Source organism: Campylobacter concisus (assembly GCF_902460845.1).
GTDB lineage: Bacteria > Campylobacterota > Campylobacteria > Campylobacterales > Campylobacteraceae > Campylobacter_A > Campylobacter_A concisus_X.
In genome coordinates this window covers 19,961-44,861 of the sequence record NZ_CABPVS010000005.1, presented here as the reverse complement: position 1 = coordinate 44,861, position 24,901 = coordinate 19,961, and the positions used below count along the sequence as shown (strand labels likewise).

27 protein-coding genes and 1 other RNA gene are annotated in these 24,901 nt (G+C 37.2%); 8 read left to right on the top strand and 20 right to left on the bottom strand.

Annotated features, from left to right (window positions below; genetic code table 11):
* Positions 1-45: 45 nt before the first annotated feature.
* From F3H00_RS07280 to F3H00_RS07240, 9 genes are all read right to left on the bottom strand, one after another.
* A complete protein-coding gene (locus F3H00_RS07280) occupies positions 46-582 on the bottom strand; it encodes a superoxide dismutase family protein (RefSeq protein WP_021091394.1) in 537 nt (178 codons plus the stop codon).
* A gap of 66 nt (positions 583-648) precedes the next feature.
* On the bottom strand, positions 649-1,416 hold the full coding sequence (locus F3H00_RS07275; protein ID WP_148799781.1) for a TIGR02757 family protein: 768 nt from the start codon (positions 1,414-1,416) through the stop codon (positions 649-651).
* Positions 1,413-3,284, bottom strand: a complete 1,872-nt coding sequence (flgK, locus tag F3H00_RS07270; protein ID WP_148799779.1) for a flagellar hook-associated protein FlgK — start codon at positions 3,282-3,284, stop codon at positions 1,413-1,415. Before flgK ends, F3H00_RS07275 begins: the two co-directional genes overlap by 4 nt.
* 3 nt (positions 3,285-3,287) lie before the next feature.
* On the bottom strand, positions 3,288-3,719 hold the full coding sequence (flgN, locus tag F3H00_RS07265) for a flagellar export chaperone FlgN (protein WP_072594306.1): 432 nt from the start codon (positions 3,717-3,719) through the stop codon (positions 3,288-3,290).
* Positions 3,720-3,732: 13 nt separating this feature from the next.
* Positions 3,733-3,936 carry a flagellar biosynthesis anti-sigma factor FlgM gene (locus F3H00_RS07260; RefSeq protein WP_187424106.1) on the bottom strand — a complete coding sequence of 68 codons (204 nt, stop codon included), beginning with the start codon at positions 3,934-3,936 and terminating at the stop codon, positions 3,733-3,735.
* A 58-nt stretch (positions 3,937-3,994) separates the two neighbouring features.
* Complete coding sequence (locus F3H00_RS07255) at positions 3,995-4,294, bottom strand: rod-binding protein (RefSeq protein WP_054196705.1); 300 nt, start codon at positions 4,292-4,294, stop codon at positions 3,995-3,997.
* Positions 4,294-5,346 carry a flagellar basal body P-ring protein FlgI gene (locus F3H00_RS07250; protein WP_148799777.1) on the bottom strand — a complete coding sequence of 351 codons (1,053 nt, stop codon included), beginning with the start codon at positions 5,344-5,346 and terminating at the stop codon, positions 4,294-4,296. The genes F3H00_RS07255 and F3H00_RS07250 overlap by 1 nt, the downstream gene beginning before the upstream one ends.
* Before the next feature lie 67 nt (positions 5,347-5,413).
* Positions 5,414-5,980: a 16S rRNA (guanine(966)-N(2))-methyltransferase RsmD gene (gene rsmD / locus F3H00_RS07245; protein ID WP_148799775.1), complete on the bottom strand. Its 567-nt coding sequence runs from the start codon at positions 5,978-5,980 to the stop codon at positions 5,414-5,416.
* Entirely contained in the window at positions 5,977-6,321 is a 345-nt protein-coding gene (locus F3H00_RS07240) for a hypothetical protein (protein ID WP_054196708.1), read from the bottom strand. Before F3H00_RS07240 ends, rsmD begins: the two co-directional genes overlap by 4 nt.
* 120 nt (positions 6,322-6,441) lie before the next feature.
* On the opposite strand from F3H00_RS07240, the gene flaG reads away from it, so the two are divergent.
* From flaG to F3H00_RS07220, 4 genes are read left to right on the top strand one after another with little or no spacing between them, the layout of a single operon-like run.
* A complete protein-coding gene (flaG, locus tag F3H00_RS07235) occupies positions 6,442-6,837 on the top strand; it encodes a flagella length regulator FlaG (RefSeq protein ID WP_148799773.1) in 396 nt (131 codons plus the stop codon).
* Positions 6,838-6,839: 2 nt separating this feature from the next.
* Positions 6,840-8,600, top strand: coding sequence for a flagellar filament capping protein FliD (fliD, locus tag F3H00_RS07230; RefSeq protein ID WP_148799771.1), 1,761 nt, complete (start codon positions 6,840-6,842; stop codon positions 8,598-8,600).
* Positions 8,601-8,609: 9 nt separating this feature from the next.
* On the top strand, positions 8,610-8,981 hold the full coding sequence (gene fliS / locus F3H00_RS07225; RefSeq protein ID WP_148799769.1) for a flagellar export chaperone FliS: 372 nt from the start codon (positions 8,610-8,612) through the stop codon (positions 8,979-8,981).
* Positions 8,974-9,201 carry a hypothetical protein gene (locus F3H00_RS07220; RefSeq protein ID WP_148799767.1) on the top strand — a complete coding sequence of 76 codons (228 nt, stop codon included), beginning with the start codon at positions 8,974-8,976 and terminating at the stop codon, positions 9,199-9,201. Before fliS ends, F3H00_RS07220 begins: the two co-directional genes overlap by 8 nt.
* A 14-nt stretch (positions 9,202-9,215) precedes the next feature.
* Here F3H00_RS07220 and rnpB read toward each other — a convergent pair.
* From rnpB to F3H00_RS07200, 4 genes are all read right to left on the bottom strand, one after another.
* Positions 9,216-9,542, bottom strand: an RNA gene (rnpB, locus tag F3H00_RS07215) — RNase P RNA component class A.
* Between the two features lie 181 nt (positions 9,543-9,723).
* Positions 9,724-10,341 (bottom strand): Type 1 glutamine amidotransferase-like domain-containing protein, encoded by a 618-nt coding sequence (locus tag F3H00_RS07210; RefSeq protein WP_187424105.1) that lies wholly within the window; start codon positions 10,339-10,341, stop codon positions 9,724-9,726.
* A gap of 434 nt (positions 10,342-10,775) precedes the next feature.
* A complete protein-coding gene (gene truD / locus F3H00_RS07205; RefSeq protein WP_148799763.1) occupies positions 10,776-11,900 on the bottom strand; it encodes a tRNA pseudouridine(13) synthase TruD in 1,125 nt (374 codons plus the stop codon).
* On the bottom strand, positions 11,878-12,699 hold the full coding sequence (locus tag F3H00_RS07200) for a thiamine-phosphate kinase (protein WP_149703790.1): 822 nt from the start codon (positions 12,697-12,699) through the stop codon (positions 11,878-11,880). The genes truD and F3H00_RS07200 overlap by 23 nt, the downstream gene beginning before the upstream one ends.
* A gap of 61 nt (positions 12,700-12,760) precedes the next feature.
* On the opposite strand from F3H00_RS07200, the gene F3H00_RS07195 reads away from it, so the two are divergent.
* Positions 12,761-13,774, top strand: coding sequence for an HdrB C-terminal domain-containing protein (locus F3H00_RS07195; protein WP_148799759.1), 1,014 nt, complete (start codon positions 12,761-12,763; stop codon positions 13,772-13,774).
* Between the two features lie 11 nt (positions 13,775-13,785).
* Here the strand turns inward: F3H00_RS07195 and F3H00_RS07190 are convergent, their stop codons facing one another.
* From F3H00_RS07190 to F3H00_RS07160, 7 genes are all read right to left on the bottom strand, one after another.
* Positions 13,786-14,226 (bottom strand): hypothetical protein, encoded by a 441-nt coding sequence (locus F3H00_RS07190; protein WP_148799757.1) that lies wholly within the window; start codon positions 14,224-14,226, stop codon positions 13,786-13,788.
* Positions 14,223-15,647: a Mur ligase family protein gene (locus F3H00_RS07185; RefSeq protein ID WP_148799755.1), complete on the bottom strand. Its 1,425-nt coding sequence runs from the start codon at positions 15,645-15,647 to the stop codon at positions 14,223-14,225. The genes F3H00_RS07190 and F3H00_RS07185 overlap by 4 nt, the downstream gene beginning before the upstream one ends.
* Positions 15,644-16,429 carry an EstV family lipase gene (estV, locus tag F3H00_RS07180; RefSeq protein WP_148799753.1) on the bottom strand — a complete coding sequence of 262 codons (786 nt, stop codon included), beginning with the start codon at positions 16,427-16,429 and terminating at the stop codon, positions 15,644-15,646. Before estV ends, F3H00_RS07185 begins: the two co-directional genes overlap by 4 nt.
* Entirely contained in the window at positions 16,419-16,649 is a 231-nt protein-coding gene (locus tag F3H00_RS07175; protein ID WP_021091404.1) for a type II toxin-antitoxin system Phd/YefM family antitoxin, read from the bottom strand. Before F3H00_RS07175 ends, estV begins: the two co-directional genes overlap by 11 nt.
* A 64-nt stretch (positions 16,650-16,713) precedes the next feature.
* Positions 16,714-17,754, bottom strand: coding sequence for a D-alanine--D-alanine ligase (locus F3H00_RS07170; protein ID WP_148799751.1), 1,041 nt, complete (start codon positions 17,752-17,754; stop codon positions 16,714-16,716).
* 11 nt (positions 17,755-17,765) lie between these two features.
* Positions 17,766-18,320 carry a Holliday junction branch migration protein RuvA gene (ruvA, locus tag F3H00_RS07165; protein ID WP_087578896.1) on the bottom strand — a complete coding sequence of 185 codons (555 nt, stop codon included), beginning with the start codon at positions 18,318-18,320 and terminating at the stop codon, positions 17,766-17,768.
* A 17-nt stretch (positions 18,321-18,337) separates the two neighbouring features.
* Complete coding sequence (locus F3H00_RS07160; protein WP_148799749.1) at positions 18,338-20,251, bottom strand: flagellar assembly protein A; 1,914 nt, start codon at positions 20,249-20,251, stop codon at positions 18,338-18,340.
* A gap of 121 nt (positions 20,252-20,372) precedes the next feature.
* Between F3H00_RS07160 and murJ the strand changes: the two genes are divergently transcribed.
* The 3 genes from murJ to F3H00_RS07145 are packed head-to-tail and all read left to right on the top strand — an operon-like array spanning position 20,373 to position 24,871.
* Entirely contained in the window at positions 20,373-21,773 is a 1,401-nt protein-coding gene (gene murJ, locus F3H00_RS07155) for a murein biosynthesis integral membrane protein MurJ (protein ID WP_148799747.1), read from the top strand.
* A complete protein-coding gene (gene cysS / locus F3H00_RS07150; RefSeq protein ID WP_149703789.1) occupies positions 21,760-23,154 on the top strand; it encodes a cysteine--tRNA ligase in 1,395 nt (464 codons plus the stop codon). Before murJ ends, cysS begins: the two co-directional genes overlap by 14 nt.
* A complete protein-coding gene (locus tag F3H00_RS07145; RefSeq protein WP_148799743.1) occupies positions 23,147-24,871 on the top strand; it encodes an ABC transporter ATP-binding protein in 1,725 nt (574 codons plus the stop codon). Before cysS ends, F3H00_RS07145 begins: the two co-directional genes overlap by 8 nt.
* The last annotated feature ends 30 nt before the right edge of the window (positions 24,872-24,901 follow it).

Below are 24,901 nucleotides of genomic sequence, written 5' to 3'. Positions count from 1 at the left end.
AAACGAGCCTTTAGATCTAGCTCAAAGACTCGTTTATTAAAGTGATTACTTAATAACGCCACAAAGCATTCTAGCACCGCCACCGCCAAGTGCTTTTGGATTGTCGCTATGATTATCACCACCAACATGAACCATTAATGAGTGACCTTTTAGCTCGTCAAGACTTTTTATCTTTGGGGCTAGCACTGGATAGTTCGCATTGCCCTCAGCATCTACGTAAAGTGCTGGCAAATCGCCTTTGTGACCCTTGTCGTCCCATGCAAAAGAGTGCATCTTTGTGCCAGCTGGATCCCAGTGACCGCCTGCTTTCATACCAAGGCCTTTTTCAGTCGCACCACAGTCAGCATTTTCATGGATGTGAAATCCGTGTAGTCCTGCAGTAAGTCCTTTTAAATTTGGAAAAAATGCAACGCCGTAGTTTGTCTTAACAGCTACTACTTCGCCGACACTCTTATCGCCCTTCTCGCTTAGTTCATTAACAGGTATAACTAGATGCTCTCCAGCTTTTGCATCAAAGTGATGACCTTCGTGAGCAAAAAGCAAAGTTCCTAGAACTGCACTTAGTAAAACGATTTTTTTCATACAAGCTCCTTATGGATAAAATTGTATGGCAAGTCTACCCTAAATTTAAAAATTTAGCAATAATTTTTATTTTTTGAGATTTTTTATGATAGTTTCTAACTCTTTACTCTGCCCTATTCTATAAAGCGCGAAGTCGTATTTTATCGGGTCTAGCTCGTCAAATTCTCTAAGTTTTTTTGTAAGATCCATGACTGCTTTGAAATCGTAGCTCTTTCTGTTTATAAGTCCTAAATTTAAAGAAACTCTATGCGTATGAACATCAAGCGGCATCAAAAGCCTATCTTTTGGTAAGTTTTTAAATAGCCCAAGGTCGATGTCGCTATCTCTAACCATCCAGCGAAGATACATATTATAGCGTTTATATGGGCTTTGTGGCTCTTTACTAAAGCTCTTGCCAAAGAAAAACTCATATCCGTCCGAGTGGTAAGAATTTAGCCCGTAAATAAATTTAATAAGCTCATTTACGCCCTCTATCATCTCACCATTTTTTGCAAGACCATGGCGTAAAATTTCCTCTATGTCACCCTCTTTTTTAAGGCGTGAGAGAGTAATAAAAATTTCTCTCACATCATTTTCATTTTGAAAGCGGTATTTGAAATTTGATAAATTTTTCTTGATATTTTGCTCACTCTCATCAAGCAAGTTAAAATCAAGCGAATTTAGAAATTTCACTATCATTTTTGCGTTGCCATAAGCAAATAAAGCACAAATGAGTGCTATGTTTGGCTCTTTAAATTTAGTGGCTACCTGAAGTGGATCTGGGGCTTCAAACAGCCCCAAATTTGTATTTTTACTAAGTACGTGCGAGTCTAAAAGGCTCTTTAACTCGCTCATTGTTTTAGTGAAAGAAGCGTGTCAAGCATTTGATCAACTGTCGTGATGATCTTTGCCGCTGCGCCGTAACTTGCTTGAAAGCGGATCAAATTTGTAAGCTCTTCGTTCGTATCTACGCCACTTGTTGATTGAAATTCCTCTTCAGCTGTCTTTTGTAAAGATGTATTTGTATCGTGGATCGTATTATTTGCCTCTGTATCACTCGCCATGTCAGTCGTAAGATAGCGGTAATATCCCTCAATCGTCTCATCTCTATCAAGCGCTATACCACTTGAGTAAAAGGTCTGCTTTTGATACTGAAGCTGGATCATTTTATTAGCAACTTCATTATTTCCGATAACTGGCTTTGAATAGGCACGAAGCTTTGTGTGGTCTTGGGTAAAATTTTGATTTATGCCGATACTATTTGAGTCAGTACCTGAAAAAAATCTATTTATGCCAACAGCGCCTGGAAAATTTGTACCGTGATCGACTATCGATATACTATAAAGCCCTTGAGCTTGTTTTGGAATGAGAGAAAATGTACCTTTTTGAGTATTTTTATCATAAAAATATGACGCCTCAAAAAAGTCATCAACGTCATTTAGCATATTATTGTCTTTATTGTCATCTGAGTTTGAGTTAAAGTCTTTGACGATAGAGTTACCATATCTTGTATCATTCATCGTCGTCGTACCATTTACATTTATAGTTTTTCTAGCCACGATATTGCCTTTGTTATCATAAACAATAGCTTCAAAACTTCCGTTTCTTATACTATTATCATGATTCATCAATGTCTTATCGCCTTCTAAATAACTTATCGGATCTGAGTTAGAAATTTCAACTGCGGATTCGGCATAGATATTATTTGTACTTGTTATCAATGTTTTACTAAATGTATTTAAATTATCAATGTATTTTTGGATCGTTCCGTCACTAAATTTATCATTATCTGGCTCGTAGTTTCTACCCCTAAGATCAAGTGCAGCTCCAATTTTACCACCTGTAATCTTTTCCTCCATTGGGATTCTTCTACCATCTTCTCTTTCATAATAAATTTTTGTATATCTTCCACTTTCGGTTGAACTCATAGAAATTTCATGAAAATTTACACCATCAACGATACTTACACCGCCAATGTTTAGATTGTAGTATTTTCCTTGATCTGTTATTCCTGTATCTACCCTAGAATTGCTCTTTAGATCGCTTTTATAAACTGCCGTATTTACCAGCTTTGACATAGCAAGCTCAAGCTCATCACGTTTATCACGAAGATCATTTGCATTTATTTTTATACCAGCATCCGCGCCTGATTCTATTCTTTGGATTTGCTTATTAATATTTGCTATTTGCCTGCCTAGCGAATTTATCTCATTTATATTTATTTTTATTGTTTCATCAATCTTTTCATGCATATCATAAAGCATCTTTGACGAGCGGTTAATACTTGCAGTCAATACACTTGCTTTATTTATCAAATTTACTTTCTGAGCACCTGCATTAGGATTTGAAGCAAAGTTATTCCACGCGGAAAAATACTCCTGAATATCTTTCACCATTCCATTATCTTTTAGATCAGGAAAATATTTTGTAGCTTCTTGCAAAATTCTTTGTTTATAGGCTGTGTTTTCTAAATTTGACGATGAGTATTTTAGTCTTGAGTAGGCAAACTCATCATGAAGTCTTGTTATAGTATCTACTTGCGTGCCTGTACCAACTCCGCCAGGTACTGTATTCATCGCTGGAGATGCGGATTGGACAACACGCTGCCTTGTATAGTAGTTGCTATCAGCGTTTGCGATATTATTTCCGGTTGTACTTATTTGAAGCTGGGCCGCATTTAGTCCTGAAACACCCGTGCCTAATGACATAAAAATATTAGCCATTTTTTAAACCCTTGATTTATAAAAATTATTATCTATGCTATTTCCATCTTGGCCGTATTCACTCGTTTTAGTTCCAAAAATTTTTTCATTAAGTGAGTCAAAAAATTCTTTAACAGCAACAACATGTCTTGCATATTCTTTATTAACTTTATGTAAATTTTCAAGCTTTGAACGCATAAGTACAAGCTTTGACTTCACTTCATCGTCTAAAACACTAGCAAGTGTAGTCGTACCGCTCTCTTTTGATACCTTTAAAAGCTCTTTATCTAGTGCTCTTTTTGTATCTTCAAATGCACGAACTAAGGCATTTTTTTTCTTTACACTCTCATCAACGCTTGAGTGCTTAGCCTCTTTTATATTTGCGATATCTTGTATGGTTAAATTTATGAGCTCATCAAGCTCGCCTATAGCCTCGTCCAAAAGCTTTTTTATCATTTAAATTCCTTAATTACAGCAGCGCATCAGCCACAGCCCTAGCCGTTTTTGAGATATCAACCTGATAAGTGCCATTTGCTATGGCATCAGCTATCTCTTTTAGCTTTGCGTTTTCGTTTGTTCTTACTTCTTTACTCTGAGTTTCGACTTTGGCATCGCTATTTTTATTTAGCGTATTTGCCTGAAAATTTGGTCTTTGATTCAAAGGTGTTATCATATTCATACCTCTTAAAATAAAATGTTTATATCACTACATCGGCAGAATATAAATTTACTTAAGAGTCTCTCTTTAAAAAATCGTACAAAAGTTCTGAAAAACCAAGATTTCCGCTCAATGCTTTACTCATTGCATCGTTATACATTGACCTATAAATGTCGCTACCAGCAGCCTTTGGATATAGCGAGTTGTGCTCGTCTTCTTTTAAAGCAATATCAAGAACAGCCTTTACCATATATGCCTCAAACGCATCAGTTTGCTCTTTTAAAAGTGCATCTTGTTTAGCATTTGCGTTTTTTATCTTATTTGTAGAAATTTCATTGTATGAATTTAGCGCTAAGGTGTTATCTATTTGCATTATATTATCTCCAGATCGACTTGTATCGCACCAACTCGCTTTAAATTTTCAAGTATCGATATGATATCACTTGGTGTCGCTCCAAGCTTATTTAGCGCTCTTGTTACATTTGCAACAGTAGTTTTTTCGCCTGAAATTTTAAGTAAATTTTGGCTAGGTGCGACAGATGTATCGCTTCCTATATTTACATCATTTTGTGCTGCTTCATCGTAGCTATTTGGCTCTATTTTTATTGTGATTGCACCATGCGTTAAAACAACTGGGCTAACCACAGCATTTATGCCACTTACTATCGTGCCAGTTCTTTCATCAACCACTATCTTTTCATCTGGCTTATACTCCACATCAAGATCAAGCACAGCGCTTGCAAGCTCGATAATGCTAACATCATCTGGCTTTTTAACGATAACCGTTCTTGGATCGATCGCCTTTGCAGCATCATCAGAAATATTTGCATTTATGGCATTTTGGATATCAAGAGCGATTTTAAAATTTGTATCTTTTAGACTTAGTCTTATAGTGTCTTGATTGTAAATGTCATAAGTTACTTCTCGCTCAACCAAAGCTCCATTTAGGATAGAACCGACGGTTGGGTGGTTCCCACCTGATCTGCCCACACTTTTACCACCGATACTTAAAGCACCCTGGGCCAAAGCGTAAATATCACCATCAACACCTTTTAGTGGTGTCATGAGAAGAGTGCCACCTTGCAAACTTTTTGCATCACCGATAGATGAGATCACGACGTCAAGCTTGTCGCCATGTCTTGCAAACGCTGGAAGCTTGGCTGTTACCATAACAGCAGCTGCATTTTTGGACTTGATATCATCTGGATTTATCTTTACGTTTACACCCTGAAGCATGTTTGATAGAGACTGGATAGTAAATTTTGACGTTGAGCCATCACCTGTGCCGTTTAGTCCGACAACAAGGCCGTAGCCTATTAGCTGGTTATCCCTTACGCCAACGATGTTTGCAAGCTCTTTTATCTGCGTAGCAAAGGCTGAAGTAGCTATCACTGAAGCTGCTACAAAAGATAAAATTTTTTTCATATTTTTTCCTAAAATTTAGCTATTTTAGGTTTTAAAGCAAAAGATGTTCCAAATTTACTATAAAAATTTATTGGAAGTAAGAGAGCGAAGTAGCTCCAAATTTTTTAAATTTTACAAGTTTATATGTAGAAATTTCATCACTAAATTTAAAGTTGCTGTTGTGTTCAAAAACTATCATATAAATTTTCTCTTTTTTTAGCTGTGAGATTAAATTTACAAGCTTTTCGTAGATGCCATCAAAGCCAGCTCTTATGTCAAATGGGGGATCAAGATAGAGCAAGACCTTGCCACTTTGAGAATTTACAATATCGGGTAAAACAGAAAAGGTATCGCCATTTATTGCTTTTAAATTTGAGCACTCTAGGCTAGCAAGATTGTTTTGTGTGATCTTAAAAGCGGCTCTATCTTTTTCAATAGCGATAGCCTCACGTGCTCCGTTGCTAACGGCCTCGCTTGCCATCACGCCACTTCCACCAAAGCTCTCTATAAATGTAAGCGAGTAAATTTCATCTCTAATGACGTTAAAGAAGGACTCTTTTACGATGCTTTTTGTGCTTCTAGTCGTGCTTAGGCTTGGCAGCTCAAGCCTTTTACCTTTAAATTTACCACTTGAGATTTTAGTGTAAAGCTTCACTGATTTACCCTTAGAATTTCAAGAAGATCGGCTTTAAATTTATCTATCAAAAGTGAAATTTTCTCCTCTAAGCCCTTTTCATTTTTAGCTTCATTTAGCTCATTTGCTTTTGAAATTTGCATAGCTGAGTAAAATTCTTCAAGCGTATCAAGAAGTGTTGTCTTGGTAAAAGGATGAGAAAGATGAGCATTTTTACCTATTATAAATAGCGGTTTTTTTGTCGCAATCTCGCGGTCACTCACTACAAAATCACAATCCTTATGATGAGCAGCCAAATTTCCACAAAAAAGTAGCAGTGTCTTTTGAAGTAAAATACACTCGCACTCAAATGAAATTTTCATATCTCTTCCTATAAATTTTTGCTCGATTTTAGCCTAAATAATCAAAAATTTATATAAACACTAAAGGATTTTAAAATTTTACCGATGTAGAAGCTAACGTAAGTTTTAAGGAGTAAAACTATGGAAATCTTTAAGGTAGCAGCAAATCAGGTGCTAGATACGAGCATGAGCACATCTGCTCAGCGTCAAATAGACAGCAGACCTATAGAGCATTCTGATGTTAAATTAAGTGCTGATAAAAACAATGAAAAAAAAGACATTAACGAGCTAGACGGGCTTAGCAACGAAGAGCTTGCCAAAAGAACAAGAGAGGTCACCGATAGACTGAACTATCAAATGCAACAGCTTGATACTAATGTAAGATTTGCTTACAACGAGAAGCTAAATTTAATGGTTGTGCAAGTAAAAGATGCTAAAACTGGCGAAGAGATAACACAACTACCAAGCAAAGAAGCTATAAGAATAAGCGAGTATTTCAAAGAAAGTATCGGAATACTTTTTGACAAGGAGAGTTAAAAATGGCAGTAGGTAACGTAACAAATTTAGGCTTAGGTACAAAAAATAGTGGACTAAATGATGATCTTATCAAGAAATTAAAAGAAGCAGATGAGGCAGGACAGATCAAGCCTTTAACAAAAAGGCTAGAAAGAAATGATCTAAAGCAAAAAGACCTTGCAGCACTAAAAACTCTAGTTAGTAACGTAAACGTAAGTGGCAAAACACTTGGTGGAGAGGCACTTTATCTAAAAAGAACTACAAATAATGCTGGCAAAAGCGTAACAGCCTCAGCGGCAAATGGCGTTAGCGTGCAAAATTTTAGTATCGATGTGCAAAAACTTGCTCAAAAAGATACATTTCAAAGCAAAAATTTCAAAAACGCTTCAAACTTAGTAGGTGCGACAAATAACGGCTCTTTTGATGTTGAGATCGATGGACAAAAATTTTCTATTAGCGTAACTAGATCAACCACATATCAAGATATTGTAGACAAGATAAATGATATTAGTCGTGGTAAATTGCAAGCTAGAATTTTAAATGTTGGCGGAGATAAGCCAAATCAAATCATGCTTCAATCAGGCAACACTGGCGCAACACAGACTATTAAATTTTCAAATGATACAGCTGGTGTTTTAGATAAAATTGGCTGGGATAGTACGCAGTTTCAAGATAAAGATGCAAATGGCACTCTGCTAACAAATCCTGATGGCACACCAAAGATGACATCAAATTTTGAAAAAAATAGAATTTTAAAGGCACAAGATGCGGAATTTACATATAACGGAGTAAATGTAAAGAGAAGCAAAAATACCTTCAACGACTTAAGACCGGGAATTTCTATTACATTAAATGAAACTGGCAAAACAAACGTGAGCGTCTCTCAAGATACAAAAGAGGTAATAAAAGCGGTTGAAGAATTTATCAAAGACTACAACCTAATGACCATGAACCTTGGCATAGCTACAAAATATGACGAGGAAAAAGGAGCTGGCACTTTCCAAGGCGTTAGCGAAATTTCAAGCTTAAGATCAAACATTGGTCGTCTTGTAAATGGACAAGATAGCGAAGGTAAAGCATTAAGCAAATATGGCATAGTGCCTGATAAAGACGGACAGCTTCAGCTTGATCTAAATAAGCTAAATGCAGCTCTTAGCAAAGATCCTGAAGAGATTCAGAAATTTTTCATGGGATCAAGCAAGATCGAGCCAATAAGCTATATGGGAGCATCGACTGTTAGTGCTGGAGCATTAGACATAAAAGCTGGTGATCTTACGATAAACGGCAAGTCGGTTACGTTCTCAACTACTGCCACAGCCACAGCCGAAGAGAACGCACTAAAACTTCAACAAGCTATAAATGACGCTGGTATAACTGGAGTTACAGCTAGTCTTGATAAAAGTGGCAAAAGAATCGTCTTAAAAAGAAGCGATGGCGAAAATATCGAAGTAAAAGGTAAAAATTCAGCCTTAACAGCTCTAGGTATGAATGAAGCTACCATAAATCCAGTAACCAAAAAGACAGATGGGCTATTTACAAAGCTAGCTAAAATGCTTGATGGTGTCGTTGGTAAAAAAGGCACAATGATCGCTATGCAAAATCAGCTAAAAGACGAAAACGAGTCGATCACAAAAAATAAAGAGAGCACACAAAAGCTTTTAGATGAGAAATATACAACAATGCAAGAGCGCTTTATAAAGTACAACGCTATCATCGCAAGCTTAGAAAATCAGTTCTCAACACTAAAATCAATAATAGATGCAGAGATAAATAGTAGAAAATAAGAGAGAAAGATGAATCAAAGTGCATATAGTGCATACGCACAGTCGAGTTTCGGGGGCATCGAGTCCCCGACTAAATTAATAGAAATGCTTTATGACGGAATTTTAAAATTTATATTTCGTACAAAAAAGGCGATAGAAGCTGGAGATATAGAGAAAAAAGTTTATTATATTAATAGGACAAACGCTATTTTTGTTGAGCTTTTAAATTCGCTTGATTATTCTCAAGGCGACGTAGCCCACTATCTTAGCGGTCTCTACACAAGACAGATGCAGCTTCTTGCTATGGCAAATATACAAAACGATGTCGTAGCTTTAAACGAAGTAACCAATGTCGTAAAGCAACTATCTGAAGCATGGAGAGAGGTAACTTCAGGTGAATAGTTGGATTAATGAGTTTAAATTAGCATTGATAAACGAAGACACAAGCAAGATAGCTGCATTGTCCCAAAATTTTAGTGAGGATATGTTTACAAGCCTAGCTCTAGCACAAGAAGCACAAGCACTAATTGGTGGAGCAATAGAGCTTTTAAAAAGCAAGTCTTCACATATTCAAAATGAGCTTATAAAACTACAAAAAGCTCAAAAATACGTAACAAACTAACCTGTTTTTATAAAATTAAAGGCACGGCGTTAAGCCGAGTTCTGTCTTGAGCGATCATTTATCTACGCTTGCTTTTACAAACAAGCTCTAGCGAAGGGTTTTAATATAAGACCGAAACCATCCCTTCTTGCTGCAGGTTGGGTTTATATGGCCACGCAAGTTACCAAGCGTGCCGGTGGGCTCTTACTCCGCCGTTTCACCTTTACCGCCAAAGCGGAAGTCTACTTTCTGTTACACTATCCCTTAGGTTTCCCTAGCCATCCGTTAGATGGAACCTTGTCTTATCGCAGCTCGGACTTTCCTCTTTTGCATGGTGCAAAAGCGACCGCTTACCGTGCCAGAGCGAAATTATAGCGGTTTTGGCTTAAATTTATAGCTTTAGCTTTTATTGCAACTACACTTACTTCTTCTAAGCCATATAATTTTACACACAAAAAAGTGACTTTATAGACAACCCTTTGAGCAAAAGTCCAGCTTACGTTTTATATAAATTTTTACTCTTAAAACAGCTGTATTTTTATATTAAAGTGCGATAAATTCTGCATTATTTATAGGACGCAAATCACAAGAATTGCCAAATTTTTTAATTATCTCGCGTGTAGCCTCCACAAAAGGCTCACAACCAAAGTGTGGTACTGTGAAAAAATCCACCAAATTTAAGCCTGTAAAATCGCTCATATTTGCACTATTTTCATCCATCAGTGTAGCATATTTCGTATCTGGCGCGGCCACGATCGCCCCTGCTGACTCACCGATATAAATTTTACTCGCTTTGACCGCATTTTTTATGGCTTGGGCGGCGCACGATTTTCGCAGCTCATTAAGCAGATAAAACGTATTTCCGCCGCTAACGTAAATGATGTCGCACTCATTAATAGTGGCTAAAATTTTATCGTAGCAAAATGGCTTATCTTGACTAGACACCGATACGACAGAACTCTGAGAGCAAGAGACGTCAAGGCGTCTTAGCTTCGCACCAAAATTTTCTAAAATTTCCACCGCTTCATCTACGTAAAAATTTACCTCTTCAAATTTTGCTGCCGTATCGATAAAAACAATATCTTTGCCTTGAAATTTTACCACTTCATTAATCTTGCTCGCAACCTCTGCGAAATAAGAGCAAAGAAAAATATTCGCCATTTTTAATCCTTTTAAAATATAAATTTGCAAACTCATTATATCTAAACGAGCCTAGAAATGCTCGTGTTTCACGTCGCTCGTGTCTTGCTCCACGGGTAAAATTTAGTGATGTTAAGGTACGGGTCTTAGTGCGCAAATTTGAGCTTAAAACAATAAAGTAAAGTATTTTTGTACCGCTTCGCTCACAGCTTTTAAAGAGCGTCAGGCGAGGCAGATTTTGACTTACAAAATTTAAACTTGAAAGTTAAGGCAAAGTCTTGTGAGATGGTTTTAAGTGTTTTCTGTGCCACTATGCTCGTAGCTAAACAAAAGAAGTAAATTTCGTCCAAAAGTAAGGCATACAGCCTATCGCGGAGCGAAATTTATACTCTGCTTGCAGTTACCAGCATAGACGCAAAAATCATTTAAAAGTACTCGCAAGATGAGCCGCCGCCCTACTCAAAGATATTTTTATGCAAGATTTCTTCTAGCACAACAGTCGCGTAGCTTCCTTTTTGCAGCATAAAATTTATCGTAAAGTGCGCCTTTTCCTCGTTGTATTTGTAGCTCGTATCCTCTAAATAACACCACGCAAAACGCCTAGACCCCGTCATTTTAGCTTTATATTCATTTGCTTGCTCGAAAATTTGATCCTCGACCATTCTCGCCGCGCCCTGCGCCTCATACGCCTTCACACCCGCGATCAGCCCGCAGCTAGTGATATCTCTAGCGTCAAAGCGCGCGCCCTCTGCGTCCAAATCCTCACACAAAAAGCACTTGCCGTGCGGGTAGTGACCCAAAACTTCGCCCTCTATCAGCTTAAAAAATCTCTTTTGCGATTTTAAATTTTTCAAATTTTCGCCGCCCAGATACGGGTAAATTTGAGCTAGCTCGCCTAGGCTAAAATCCTGCACAAACCTTGAAATCTCAACGCGTTTGCTAAGCCAGCGGTTAAAAAGATCGCTTTGATATGCCGAGATCAAAAAGTCGTTTAGCTTTACATTTTTGCTCTTTTTGCCATTTATCGTTCCATTTTTAAGTAGCTCAAGCCCAGTTTCTGCATTGTCCCCAAACTTACCAAAACGCTGATAGCCAAAGTAGTTTGCATAGCCCATTTTATCAATACTAATAAATGCTTGCTCTAGCTTTTTGGCATTATTTGGCAGCACCTTTTTAAGGCGGATAAAAAAGCTATTTCCCTTTAGATGTCCGATGCGAAGCTTATTTTTATGCGCATTTAAGCTTAAAATTTTCATCTTTTCGTGGCTAAAGTTTGCTAGATTGCTCTCAAATTTACGTGGCATAGAGATAAACTGCGTCGTCATGCCCTGCTTGTCCTTTAGTCCAGCATAGCCAAAGTCGCGCATCTTAGCCCCTGTAACCTCGCTTAAAGCGTGCAAAGCCTCCTGTGTCGTCATATCTTTTTTAGAAATTTCAACGATCAAGTGCTCGCCATCCCCGCTAAACTCGTAAAGTGGTATCTCGCGCACGACAAAATCATCTGAATTTTTAGAAAAGTAAGCCTCTATGGGTGCATGAGTGAGTGCATAAAGTGGCTTAAAAGTGGTGGTTTCTTGCATTTTGTTTTAACCTTTTATTTGAAATTTTTGCAAAGACGTTAATCTTTGTCCGTGTTTTTGCGGCGATCCTTTTGATAGCGTTTAAATTTTTAGGACAAAAAGTAAATAAAATTTCATACTCCTCGCCGCTACTAAGCTCAAATTTACTTAGCTTTTTTGTAAATTTAGCACCCTTTTTGCTAGCCTTTAAAAGCTTAGTAAGATCGGCATTTAGCCCATCTGAGATATCCATAGCGGAGTTTATAAGATGAGCTGCTTTGTAGAAAAATTTATCTCTTAAAATAGGCTTTTTAAATCGCGAGTTTTTTGAAATTTTAGCTAGCCTCAGAAGCGAATTTAGCCCCTTTTTGCTACCTCCAAGCTCGCCAGTAAAAGCTACCAGATCGCCGTATTTTGCATTTTTCCTAAGCACAGCTTTACCATTTAGCTCGCCAATTATACTAACGCTTATATTTAAAATTTTGCTACTTATCGTGTCGCCACCGATTATCTTTACGCCAAACTCCTCGCAAGCTCTGTTTATGCCGCTACTTAGCTCTTTGATTTGCTGCGGTAAAAAATTCTTTGGCAAACTAAGTCCAAGAAGGACAAATTTTGGTCTAGCATTCATCACGATCGTATCTGAAAAATTTACGATCATCGCCTTGTAGCCGATCTCTTCAAGGCTTAGCCAGCCATGCTCAAAGTGCGAATTTTCAGCAAATATATCCTTGCTAAAGACCTGCTTGCCAAGCACAGCCGCATCATCGCCAATATAAGCGTTACCAAAGCATCCAATCGTGAAATTTTCTTTATCCATCGGGCCATTATAATGAAACTCCTTTTAATTTTAGGATAAAATAAGCCAAAAAAGGAGCCAAATGCAAAAAATAGAAATTTTTAGATTTAATGCAAAAAAGGATATTTTGTCGTATTTCAAACCATATTTTTTAGAAATTTTAGATTACGCAAACCTCGATGAACTATTTTTGCATGTTAAAAAAAATGATCCCTATTTTCAGCCAATAACTGGCTTTGTGAAAGTAAATGATGTCGTAGTGAGCACTGCTGAACCATTAGTAAATTTATATGAAAAATTTGCAGACGAGCTTGTGATTTCGCCACTTGATGAAAAACGAGCGGTTTTAGATCTTGAGATAAATGATGACGACTTTTGGGAGAAATTTAAGCCATTTGATAAATTTTGCGATCAAGCAGACAAAGAATTTTATGCAAGCTTAAAGCCATATTTTTATGCTGATTTTGTGAGAGAGTACGAGCCAAATTTTATAGGTGCAGCGGCCATCATACTAGCTAATCATCTTTATAAGAAAGAAAAAAATGATGAGATCATGAGGCTTATCAACAATGAAAATGGTATTTTAATAGCTTGCAAAATTGATGATTTTATCTTTGGCGGAAGCGAAATTTATACCGAAGCGATTAGGTTTTTTAAAGAAATTTTAGGGATAAAAGAGGATGAAACCTCAAAAAATGAGCTTGAAAAGATAAAGAGCTTGGATAAATTTAAAGAGTTCAAAATAGCCGTAAGCGATAAAATCTCTGAAAATTTAGATAAATTTAGAGCAAATTTTATAAATCTAAACAATAAATTTCCTTGTGGATTTGAGCTTTTAAAAGTAAACGAAAAGCTTGCATTTGCACTTGCAAGCAAGACCATCTTTAATGCGTTTGATAGCGGGGCTGATTTTTTACTAGCTAGCAATGATACTGAGTTTTATATGTTTGACACACTTTCAAAAAAGCTTGAAAAATTTACAAACAGAAGCTTGCAGGATTTTTATATTTTAAGAGTTAGCGAACTGATAGAGCTTGAAAATGGCAAAATTCCAGCAAGCCTAAAAGAGCATACGCTAAAAGTAAATCTAGTCTAAAACTAGAGAATTTATTTTTGCAAAGTCACATTTTGCTCGCTTAAGGCTTCTTCTTTTTCGTCTTCTTGTCTTATCTCATCGTACCTTGCTTTGGCATTTTCATAAACACCAGCTGGAAGGCTTATGTTTAAATCATCCCTTAAGCTCATCACATCATCACAAGCATTTTGGTAGCCAAGGTCGCAGCTTTTCATATAATAACTCACGCCAAGCTCGATATTTGAGTGCTTTTTTAGATCACTATCCATTTGCTCATTTATCTCTTCATTTACAAACATATCGCCCAAAGCCTCGCATGAAAGCACATCTTTTTGCTCACAGCCATCATAGAAAATTTCATACGCAGTTGCGTAATCTCCGGCATTTAGCGCCTCAATACCTCTGTCATAATCATCAATATCAAAGCCAAATACCAAATTTAAAGCTAGGATTAAAAAAACTATCTTTTTCATATAAAGCTCGGTGCATCGTTTGAAAATAGTATGAGATCGCCAGCACGCGTATTTTGAGCTAGAATTTCTTGCATTTTATTTTTATCCTTTAAGATGATGATCTTTGGCTTTATGATGTACTTTAGTAAAACTTCAGCATTTAGCGAGCTTGTGATGATGACAAGATCAAAAATTTCATTTATCACCTTGGCTAAATTTGCATTTTGCTCCGCATCGCTCTCGACGATGCCTGGTGTTAACAGCACTTTTCTGCCAGCGTAGGTACTTACAAGCTCGTAGCTTGCACTCATACCTGAGAAATTCCCATTAAAACTATCATCAATTATCAGCTTGCCGCCAGCCTCGATCTTACTTAAGCGGTGCTCTACGTTTTTCATCTTAGATAGCGCTCTATTTACTGCTTCATCGCTCATTTTCAGATATCTTGCCACCTTGATACAAACGGCTAAATTTGTAGCGTTAAATTTGCCAAGTAGCGGCGAAGCGTAACTCTTGTCACCAAGCGTAAACGAAATTCCATCTAAATTTGCATTTATATCTTTTAGGCTCTCATCGTAAATTTCTATATTTTCGCTTGGCTCTTTTTTTGTCGAGCTATGTAAAAATGCCATTTGCAAACGAGTGCTTTGAAGTGCTTCAAGCTTGGTAGAGCGGATATTATCAAGCGTTTTAAAATACTCAATGTGTTGCGCGCCGATCTCACCTACGATGACGATTTGTGGATTTAGAAATTTAGTGATCTCTAGGATGTCGCCCTTTAGCCTAGCGCCTGCTTCAGCGATGTAAATTTGCGTTTGCTCGCTTAAGTTTTCATTGATATCTTTGATGATGCCAGCCATTGTATTTACGCTGCGAGGCGTTTTGTAGCAGTCAAAGCTATCTTTTAAAATTTCAAAAAGAAAATTTTTGATGCTAGTTTTGCCGTAGCTTGCTGTGATTAGGATGATCTTTAACTCTTTGTTTGCGCCCAGTTTTTTAAGTGCCTTATTTTTAAAGCCTTGAAATTTTATCTTTTCTAAAATTTCACTAAAAAATAGGCTCACGACCAAGACAAAAAGTGGCATAGGAGCCAAAAACGCCTTGTGGATGATGAAATTTAAAGCGTAGTTTAAGATGATAGCACAAGCAAGGATCACAAAAAAATGCTTGATCCTAGCAGTAAAAACTAACTTTTTATCAAGCTTTTTGTGCCAAAGATAAAGAGCTGGCAAAAGCGCAAAGTAAAAATAGATAAAAAACCACTTGCCAGTCGTGTAAAATAGCACCAAAGGCACTATAAAGAAAAAGACGTGCCAAGCGGGTTTTGTGAAGTGAAAGAGCACGCGCTCAGGCCTATATGAAAACCACTGAAAGCAAGTAATCACATAAAAAGCGAGCGCAAAGATAAATAAAACTGTGCTTATGCTTAAAAATATATTCATCTTATCTCCTCGATCCCGCTCTCATCGTCATCTAGCACAACATTTTTTGCTTCATTTGGCTCAAATTTTAGCCCTTTTTCTATCTCTTCGCTTATAAAATTAGCGTGAAGCAAAAAGAAAAAGTGATCGCCACTAAGCGGGAAAAATGAGCTATGTTTTATGAGCTTATGTATGCTCTCCCCGCTTGTTATAGGTGTTGCCTTATCATTTTCGCCCCAAAATATCAAAGCCTTGCCGCTAAAGCTAGCAAAATGCTTTGTAAAATCCTCATCAACTACGTTTTTTAGGGTCTCATACATCACTCTACTCATACCACTCACATCTTTTGTGGCAAAGAGTTTATAAAATTTTCCAAATCCAAAAAGCTTAAAAATTTTAAAAATAGCGATCTTTGCGCGCACGATAAATGACTTTTTGACAACTATACCGGCTGAGCTTAAAAGCACAAGATATGGCGGCTTCAGAAGTGTTGCGACCTTGCCGCCAAAGCTATGACCTACGATAATATCTGGCTTTATGCCAAGCTCAGCGCAAAAATTTTCAACGATTTTTGCATAATCACTTGTTTTTAAAGGATCCAAAATAGAGCTTTTACCAAAACCTGGCATATCGATATAAATATGGCAAAAATCACTTAAATAAGAGCCAAAAGCCTTTTTCATTATCTCTTTATTAGCACCCCAGCCGTGCAAGAAAAGCACTATTTTTTTGCATTTTGGATTTACTACTTCGTAGCTGATCTCATACTCGTCTGAGCCGTATTTTACCGTTCTACTCGCCATCGTTTTCTCTTTTTTTTGCAGTATAAATGCTCTCAAGCACGCTCACTGCTTCGCAAAGGCGCTCATACTCTTCCATATTTAAAAGTACAGCTTCAAATTTATTATTTTTAACAATGACCGCTCTTTTTAATTCATTAGCTCCCACGCGAGAGAGCACTGAACTAAAATTTCTAACCACTTCAGTTGCTGTATAAATTTCATCTTTTGTAAAAGTTACCATTGTCGCTCTTTGTGTAAAATTTTACGTAAAATATCACAAACTACTTTATAATCTACTAAATGGCCTAAATTTTTCCGCGACCTTTTACTGAAGTGATCGAGTTTATAAAGCTATAATCGATCTTTATATTACGCTCTCTTGGAAGTGAGTTTGCAAGAGCATTTAAAGTGCTCTCAAAATCCTCAAATAGATAGTTTGCAAGGCTTCCTGGATTTGGGTTTATCTCATTTAGATAGACCTCATCATCTATCACGAAAAAGTCGCATCTAATGATCGCTCCGTCAAAGCCGCAATCATAAATTTTAGAAAAATTAAATTTGAGCTTTTGTTTTAGCTCCTCAGAGATATCGGCCTCTTTGACCTTACTCTCGTTTGAAAAGCTAAGATACTTTTGCTCATAATCTAAAAATTCTTTCTTTTTTGGCTCTTCGATGATAGAAAATTTTATCTTTCCATCTATCTTACAGCCTGCAAGGTTGTACTCTTTTACTCCCTTTATAAAAGGCTCGACAAGCACATCTTTATCAAACTCAAATGCCACGTCTTTTGCATAAGCTAGCTCGCTGGCGTCATGCACTATATTTACGCCGATGCTACTTCCAAGTCTTGCTGGCTTTAAGATAATAGGATAGTGAAATTTTGGCTGGCTCTCACGAGTTAGCATCTCATAGTCAAGCGCCTTTACACCAGCTTTTTGCGCTAGAAATTTAGTAAGCTCTTTGTTGTAGCTAAGTGCGCTTGCTTCAAGCCTTGAACCTATATATTTGACCCCGTAAAAGTCAAAAAGTGCCGCTATCTTGCCATCTTCGCCGTCCATGCCGTGGATCAAATTTATAATGACGTCGCACTCTACTTTTTTATCACCAAAAAGAGAGTGTATGAAAAATCCGCCTTTAGATAAAATGAGCTTTTTTGAATTTTTGTACTTGCCTGAGCTAAAGAAATTTGCTCTCATATTTTTTTCTTCAATGAGATAAAAGCCCCTATCTGAATCACAAAATATAAATTTTAGCTCTTGTTTTAGGACATTTTTTAAAACTATCGCACTAACTATGCTTATCTCATGTTCATAGCTCTTTGCTCCAAATATTACACCTAAATTCATCTTTTTAATCCTTATCCTAATTTCTTTAATGCTTCTTTTATAAGATCGCTCGTATTTTCACTCTTGCACTCAGGCAAAATTTTCACTATCTTCTCACGTTTAAAGCCAAGCGCCTCAAGTGCCAAAAGTGCCTCATTTTGGTAGCTTGGCACACTCTCATCACTTATTAGCTTTGCGTCGCTTAGCTCAGCTATGATGCGTCTAGCAGTCTTTGGTCCGATACCTGGCACACTTTTAAAGGTATCTGCATCGCCGCTTATTATGGCATTTGTAAATGCTTGTGAGCTTAGACTTGAACAAACTGCCATAGCCGTGCTAGCTCCGATGCCATTTAGCTTTATTAGCATCTCAAACATCTTTTGCTCATTTGCATCCAAAAAGCCGTAAAGTAAATTTGCATCCTCTCTTATGATCTGCGTTATGGCAAGCTCGACTTTTTCGCCCTTGCTAAGCTTGGCTGAGCAAAAAAGTGAGATAAAAATTCCATAACTTACGCCGCTATTTGTCTTTAATATCACAAATGCAGGGTCTTTTTTGCTGACGATACCTTCGATCGCTTTTATCATCATTTAACCTTTTATTCTTAGAAATTTGTATCTGTGTAGTCTTCTAATTTATTTGACTTTTTGATCTTATACTCAGCCTCATCGCCATCGCCGATCTTCTCCAAAGTAATGGCATGAGCGGTTTCATTTTGCTTTGAGATATAAGTGACATTTTGCGGAGGATCAACGATAACAAATCTAATCTCATTTAGTTCAACCCAGTTGCCTCTATTTATCACTTTTGCAGAAAATATTCCATTTTGCATGATCTCAAGCTCATCTTTTAGAGTAGCTAGCAACTCTTTTTTATCTTTAAAAATTTTTAATAAAGTGTTGTATTCATTGACTAGACCTTGATACTCTTTTAGCTTTTTCATAAAGGTAACTGGCGGTATCACTTTAGCTTTTGAGAGCTCTTCTACCTTTGCTTTTATGGTATAAATCGAGTCTTTATTTTCATTTATGACATTTTTCTTTGTTTCAATATTTTTTAGAAGTGAGGCAAGCTCTGCTTTTGTATATTCGATCTTATTTAATTGTTCTTGCGTAGCCTCAGCACTCTCAGGCATTTTGCTAGTATCGATTATAAATTTATTGTCAGTGCCTCTTAGATATCTTACGTCTATTAAGTGTGAAGCTGTGATAGTGCAGTTTGAACCAAGTGTGTTTATTTGGATATTTTGAGCGGTTATAGAGCCACCAACGACGCTATTTATCTTAACCCTTTTTGCTACTACGTTTCCGCCTTCTAGCCTATCTATCTCGACATTTTCAGCTTCAACCTTACCGATATGGATAGAAATTTTTGCATTCTTTGCATAAATTTTAGCCTTTTGGTGTGTTTGACCGCCGATTATTACTTCATTTGCTTTAACCATCGCATTTGCACCGACATTTCCTTTTACTTCGATCTCATCAGCCTCCACGATTATACCAGTGCCGATCGCATCCTTTATCGTGTCAGTTTCCCTAACCACCAAAGTCACATTTGTATCAGTGCCTGCTTGAATAGAGCCAGTTGTTTTAAAATTTGCCTCATTTATCTCTATACGCTCTTCGATATCAAATGAGCCATTTTTCTCAACTACATATCCTGATTTTTTAGCGATATATATTATGCTATCGTCATTTTCTACTCTCTCTATATTTTCGCTTATGCTTATCTCTTTACCAGTATCTTCTTTTGGCTTTTCTACTGCTAATAATTTACCTCTCGCATCACGGCCATTTTGCCCTTCGTGAGACTTTTTCTCTTCCATTATCACTTCATCTTGTGCCACGCCAAAAACAAAACCTCTATCAGCGTAATCAACCTTATCTTCCTCTTTTATCGCATCAAGTTTATCTTTGTAGTAGTAAAGTATCTTTGCATCGGTAGCTTTTTTTGGATTTATACCTTGTGTTATGTTTAGCATGTAGTCTTTATCAAGTTCGCCCTTTACATGCACAACTGAGGCGATTTGTTTTAACTCATCTTTTAGTTTGCCGATCCTTATACCTATTAAAATTTGAGCTTTCATAAGCTGTTTGGCGATATATTCAAAAAGCTTATCTTCATAATGCTGTTCGTATTCACAATCTTTTGTGGCTTTTACCTTTGCGACTACTTTTGTAACCGTTGAATTTACACCGATTTCTATCTTTGGAAGCTTTGGCACAGCATTTAGCCTAACATCAAAAAATTCCACATCATAGACCTGCTCGATCTCTAGTGTCTCGTCAAGATAAAAAGCATTATCATCAAAAAAGTCTAAATTTTCTTCAGGAACAAAAACTGGCTCTTCATTATCTTTATTTTTATAATAAGTCAAAATATCTAAAATTTTAAAATCTATAAATTCTACCGGTACGCTGTGTTGCTTGCTTAATTCTTTAAGCGATATATAAGGCGTTGAAGTTTGAATTTGCGTTGGCGGTAAAAATCTCTCGTTTTCTTGCACGTTCTCGCTCAAAATTGATCCATTTCACATAAAATTTGGCTCTTATTATCGCCAAAATTTTATTAAATTTGGGTTATGTAAGCTTTAAAGCATCTTTTGTTACTATTGCGTTTTCAAATTTAATAGGTGGGCGATGTTTATAAAAGGCTTTTTTTCAAACTCAGTTGGCATTATGGTTTCAAGAATTCTTGGACTTATAAGAGACCTTTTAACAGCCTCCATCCTTGGAGCTGGCATATTTAGCGATCTTTTTTTTATCGCTTTTAAAATACCAAATTTATTTCGCCGCATATTTGGAGAAGGTGCCTTTACACAAGCATTTTTGCCAAATTTTGCAAATAGCAAGAAAAAAGCGATCTTTCAGGCTGAAATTTTCATCAAATTTCTACTTTTTATAGGCGTTTTGACACTTCTTGTAAATTTATTTACGCCCTACTTTATAAAGATCATCGCAAGTGGCCTGAGTGAGCAAAATATCATGGGTGCAGTGCCGCTTGTGCGTATAAATTTCTACTATCTAGCCCTTGTTTATATCGTCACTTTTATGGGCGCATTACTTCAGTACAAAGGACACTTTGCTACAACTGCGTTTTCTACGGCACTGCTAAATTTAGCCATGATAGCTTCACTACTTTTAGCTCGTGGCAAGAGCGAGAGCGTGGTTGCGCTTTATCTTAGCTTTGGCGTCGTTGCAGGCGGTATTTTGCAAGTTTTGGTGCATCTAATCGCTATGAAATTTAACGCCTTAAATAAAATTTTTTGGGGCGGTTTAAGCGGATATTTTAAAGGCAAAAAAGCTAGCAGCAAAGGTTTTTTTGTAAATTTTTACCACGGCTTACTTGGCTCAAGTGCGATGCAAATAAGCGCATTTATGGACACTTGGCTAGCTAGCTTTTTAGTAAGTGGCTCGATAAGCTACCTTTTTTATGCAAATAGAATTTTTCAGCTTCCGCTTGCTATCTTTGCGATCGCACTCTCTCAAGCGCTCTTTCCAAAGATCACTAGGCTTTTAAAGCAAAAAGACGAGGTAAACGCCCTAGTTTGGACAAAAAAGAGTTTTTACTTGCTTCTTTGTGCTCTGCTAGCAGCCACCATCACAGGCGTAGTGCTAAGCGAGTTTATCATCTGGCTCTTGTTTGAGAGAGGGAATTTTGTAAGGGCAAACACCATTGAATGCGCTAAGGTGCTAAGTGCCTATTTGGTGGGGCTTACGCCATTTGGGCTGGCTAAAATTTTCTCACTTTGGCTCTATGCAAATATGAAACAAAAAGAGGCAGCCAAAATTTCTATCATCTGCCTTGTGATAAATTTGATCCTAGCTGTCATTTTGATGCAGAAATTTGGAGCAGCTGGCCTTGCATTTGCAAGCTCACTTGGGGGATTTTTACAGCTTATTTTATATATAAGAGCCTTTGGAGCTAAGAGATTTTTAGCTATAATCGAGCCTAAATTTATAGCCGCTATCACTATTGCGGCGGTTTTGCTTTATTTTGGTTTAACATTTTTAAAGGATATATTTAATGCGAATTTTTGATACTTCTAAAAGAGAAAAGGTTGAGTTTAGCCCTATAAGAGAAGGTGAGGTTAGCATCTATCTGTGCGGTCCAACGGTCTATGACGATGCACATTTAGGACACGCAAAGTCAGCCGTTAGCTTTGATCTTTTAAGAAGGGTCTTAAAAGCACTTGGTTACAAGGTAAAATTTGCAAGAAATTACACTGATATCGACGATAAAATTTTAAAAAAAATGGCTGAAACTGGTCAAACTTTAGAAGAGATAACCAACAAATATATAGCACATTACGAAAGCGACATGAATGCTCTAAACGTGCTTGATCCAGACTTTAAACCAAAGGCAACGCAGTGTCTGGAGGCGATCATTGGCTACATCGAGCTGCTTATGCAAAAAGGGGCGGCGTATAAAACCAGTGATGGAATTTACTTTGATACAAACAAGGATAGCGGATATTTTAGCATTAGCGGCAAAGAGAATAACACCGAGCTCATCGCACGTGTGGCGAGCTTTGGAGAAAAAAGAGACGAAAAAGACTTTGTGCTTTGGAAATTTGACGAGAAATGGTACGAGAGCCCATTTGGCAAGGGTCGCCCTGGCTGGCACACCGAGTGCGTGGCGATGATAAGAGAATTTCTAAGTGATAAAGAAAATGAGGAATTTGAGATCGACATCCACGCTGGTGGCATCGACCTACTCTTCCCGCACCATGAAAATGAAGCAAGTCAGTGCAGATGCGCCTATCATAAAAATTTAAGCAAATACTGGATGCACAATGGCTTTATAAAAGTAAATAACGAAAAGATGAGCAAGAGCCTAAATAACAGCTTTTTTGTAAAGGACGCCCTAAAAAACGTTCATGGCGAAGTGCTTAGATTTTATCTGCTTACAAGCCATTACAGGGCTCATTTTAATTATTCAGATGAAGATTTAGTGGCTTCAAAAAAGAGACTTGATAAAATTTATCGCCTCAAAAAAAGAGTTGATGGAGTACAAGCAGGCACAGCAAATGAGAGCTTTAAAAATGAGCTACTTGAGGCACTAAGTGATGATCTAAACGCTTCAAAAGCGCTTGCAAGTGTTGATGAGTTTGTAAAAACAGCAAACGAAAGGCTTGATAATAGCCCAAAAGATAAAGCATATAAGGCCGAAGTAGTGGCGAATTTAGAGCTTATAAGTGAAATTTTAGGCATTGCCAGCACAAACTATGTGGAGTATTTTCAATTTGGTGTAAGCAACGAGCAAAAGGAGCAAATTAAAAGGCTTCTTGATGAGCGCGCATTTGCCAAAAAAGAGAAAAATTTTACAAGAGCTGATGAGATAAGAGATGAGCTTTCCAGCCTAAATATCTCTATCATGGATACGCCAAATGGCGTAGTTTGGGAGAAAAATAATGACTAACTTTGGCTTAAAAGATGTACTAAAACGCTTTGGTCCTTATTTTAAAGACTACATTCCACACTTCATCCTAGCCTTCATTGGCATGGGGCTTGCAAGTGGCGGAACAGCGGTCAGTGCATATCTAGTGGAGCCAGTACTTAATAAAATTTTTGTTGAAAAAAACGAAACATTGCTTTATATGCTGCCATGTGCGATCATTGCTATTTATCTGTTAAAAAATGTTGGAACTTTTATGCAGGCCTATTTTACCGCGTATATTGGTCAAGATACGATTAGAAGATTTCGTGAAAAGATGGTCGAAAATTTACTAAATTTGGACATGAAATTTTTTAATGATTTTAGAACAGGCGAGCTAATAAGCAGAACCACGAACGACATAGAGCGCATAAGATCTATTGTTTCAAGCATCATACCTGAGCTTATTAGGGAGCTTGTAACTATCATAGGTCTGCTTTGTGTAGTCATCTATCAAAGCCCTAAATTAGCCTTTTTTGCACTTGTTGTTATGCCATTAGCGATTTATCCGATCTCGCGCCTTGCTAAAAAGATGAAAAAAATCTCAAAAAAATCGCAAGAAAAGACATCTGATATAACCTCAGCCTTGAGTGAAATTTTTACAAATATCGAGATCATCAAGGCAAATAATGCCCAAAAATACGAGCACTCACGTTTCGTTGAAGAAAATAACAAATTTTTTAAGTTAAACCTTAAAACCGTAAAAATCGAGCAACTAGTAAGCCCACTAATGGAAACAATTGGCTCAATCGGCGTGGCAGCTGTCATCATAATAGGCGGCAAAGACGTCATCGATGGAAATATAAATATGGGTGCATTTTTCTCGTTTTTAACTGCGCTTTTCATGCTCTACACCCCGCTAAAACGTATCGTAAATATATACAATAAAATGCAAGATGCCATCGCAGCGAGCGAGAGGACCTTTTTCCTGATGGATAAGGTAAGCCAGATAAAAGATGGCCAAAAAGAGCTAAATGAAGAGATAAAACTTATCAAATTTAACGATGTCCGCCTAAGCTACGGCGACAAAGAGGTCTTAAAAGGGATAAATTTAGAGGCAAATAAGTCAGAATTTATAGCCCTTGTTGGCTCAAGTGGCGGCGGAAAAAGCTCGCTTATGAATTTGCTTATGAGATTTTACGATGTAAATGGCGGAGAAATTTTGATAAATGGCATAAATTTAAAAGATATCAAAATTCACTCACTTCGCCAAAATATCGGACTTGTTACCCAACGCGTCTATATCTTTAACGATACGATCGCTAAAAACGTGGCTTACGGCAGAGAATTTAACGAAGATGCCGTGATAAACGCACTAAAAATGGCAAATGCTTATGAGTTTGTAAGCAAACTAGATGATGGTATCCACTCTATCTTAAATGAATTTGGTACAAACCTTTCGGGCGGTCAAAGACAGCGTATAGCAATAGCCAGAGCACTTTATCAAAATCCACAAATTCTTATCTTTGACGAGGCCACTTCAGCACTTGATAATGAGAGTGAAAAAGAGATCACAAAGGCGATAAACAATCTAAGAAGCAAAAAGATCATCTTTGTCATCGCTCACCGTCTAAGTACGGTTGAGAGTGCTGACAAGATCGCGCTTTTGTGCGATGGAAAGATAGTTGATATCGGAAGCGATGAAGAGCTTAGCAAGAGAAATGAAATTTATGCAAAACTTAAAGGCAAAGCCTTAGTTTAAGGCGATTTTTGCTAAGATTTGCACAAATTT

Bases quoted from the DNA above. Each gene is read 5' to 3' on its own strand.
- F3H00_RS07280 (WP_021091394.1), bottom strand. From the start codon at position 582: ATGAAAAAAATCGTTTTACTAAGTGCAGTTCTAGGAACTTTGCTTTTT.
- F3H00_RS07240 (WP_054196708.1), bottom strand. From the start codon at position 6,321: ATGAAAATTTCATTTGAGTGCGAGTGTATTTTACTTCAAAAGACACTG.
- cysS (WP_149703789.1), top strand. From the start codon at position 21,760: ATGCGAATTTTTGATACTTCTAAAAGAGAAAAGGTTGAGTTTAGCCCT.
- F3H00_RS07185 (WP_148799755.1), bottom strand. From the start codon at position 15,647: ATGAATATATTTTTAAGCATAAGCACAGTTTTATTTATCTTTGCGCTC.
- F3H00_RS07210 (WP_187424105.1), bottom strand. From the start codon at position 10,341: ATGGCGAATATTTTTCTTTGCTCTTATTTCGCAGAGGTTGCGAGCAAG.
- F3H00_RS07200 (WP_149703790.1), bottom strand. From the start codon at position 12,699: ATGGATAAAGAAAATTTCACGATTGGATGCTTTGGTAACGCTTATATT.
- ruvA (WP_087578896.1), bottom strand. From the start codon at position 18,320: ATGATAAAAGCGATCGAAGGTATCGTCAGCAAAAAAGACCCTGCATTT.
- F3H00_RS07195 (WP_148799759.1), top strand. From the start codon at position 12,761: ATGCAAAAAATAGAAATTTTTAGATTTAATGCAAAAAAGGATATTTTG.
- F3H00_RS07175 (WP_021091404.1), bottom strand. From the start codon at position 16,649: ATGGTAACTTTTACAAAAGATGAAATTTATACAGCAACTGAAGTGGTT.
- F3H00_RS07145 (WP_148799743.1), top strand. From the start codon at position 23,147: ATGACTAACTTTGGCTTAAAAGATGTACTAAAACGCTTTGGTCCTTAT.
- F3H00_RS07250 (WP_148799777.1), bottom strand. From the start codon at position 5,346: ATGAAAAAAATTTTATCTTTTGTAGCAGCTTCAGTGATAGCTACTTCA.
- F3H00_RS07170 (WP_148799751.1), bottom strand. From the start codon at position 17,754: ATGAATTTAGGTGTAATATTTGGAGCAAAGAGCTATGAACATGAGATA.
- truD (WP_148799763.1), bottom strand. From the start codon at position 11,900: ATGCAAGAAACCACCACTTTTAAGCCACTTTATGCACTCACTCATGCA.
- F3H00_RS07260 (WP_187424106.1), bottom strand. From the start codon at position 3,936: ATGATAACACCTTTGAATCAAAGACCAAATTTTCAGGCAAATACGCTA.
- flgK (WP_148799779.1), bottom strand. From the start codon at position 3,284: ATGGCTAATATTTTTATGTCATTAGGCACGGGTGTTTCAGGACTAAAT.
- flgN (WP_072594306.1), bottom strand. From the start codon at position 3,719: ATGATAAAAAAGCTTTTGGACGAGGCTATAGGCGAGCTTGATGAGCTC.
- fliD (WP_148799771.1), top strand. From the start codon at position 6,840: ATGGCAGTAGGTAACGTAACAAATTTAGGCTTAGGTACAAAAAATAGT.
- fliS (WP_148799769.1), top strand. From the start codon at position 8,610: ATGAATCAAAGTGCATATAGTGCATACGCACAGTCGAGTTTCGGGGGC.
- F3H00_RS07190 (WP_148799757.1), bottom strand. From the start codon at position 14,226: ATGAAAAAGATAGTTTTTTTAATCCTAGCTTTAAATTTGGTATTTGGC.
- flaG (WP_148799773.1), top strand. From the start codon at position 6,442: ATGGAAATCTTTAAGGTAGCAGCAAATCAGGTGCTAGATACGAGCATG.
- estV (WP_148799753.1), bottom strand. From the start codon at position 16,429: ATGGCGAGTAGAACGGTAAAATACGGCTCAGACGAGTATGAGATCAGC.
- F3H00_RS07255 (WP_054196705.1), bottom strand. From the start codon at position 4,294: ATGCAAATAGATAACACCTTAGCGCTAAATTCATACAATGAAATTTCT.
- murJ (WP_148799747.1), top strand. From the start codon at position 20,373: ATGTTTATAAAAGGCTTTTTTTCAAACTCAGTTGGCATTATGGTTTCA.
- F3H00_RS07275 (WP_148799781.1), bottom strand. From the start codon at position 1,416: ATGAGCGAGTTAAAGAGCCTTTTAGACTCGCACGTACTTAGTAAAAAT.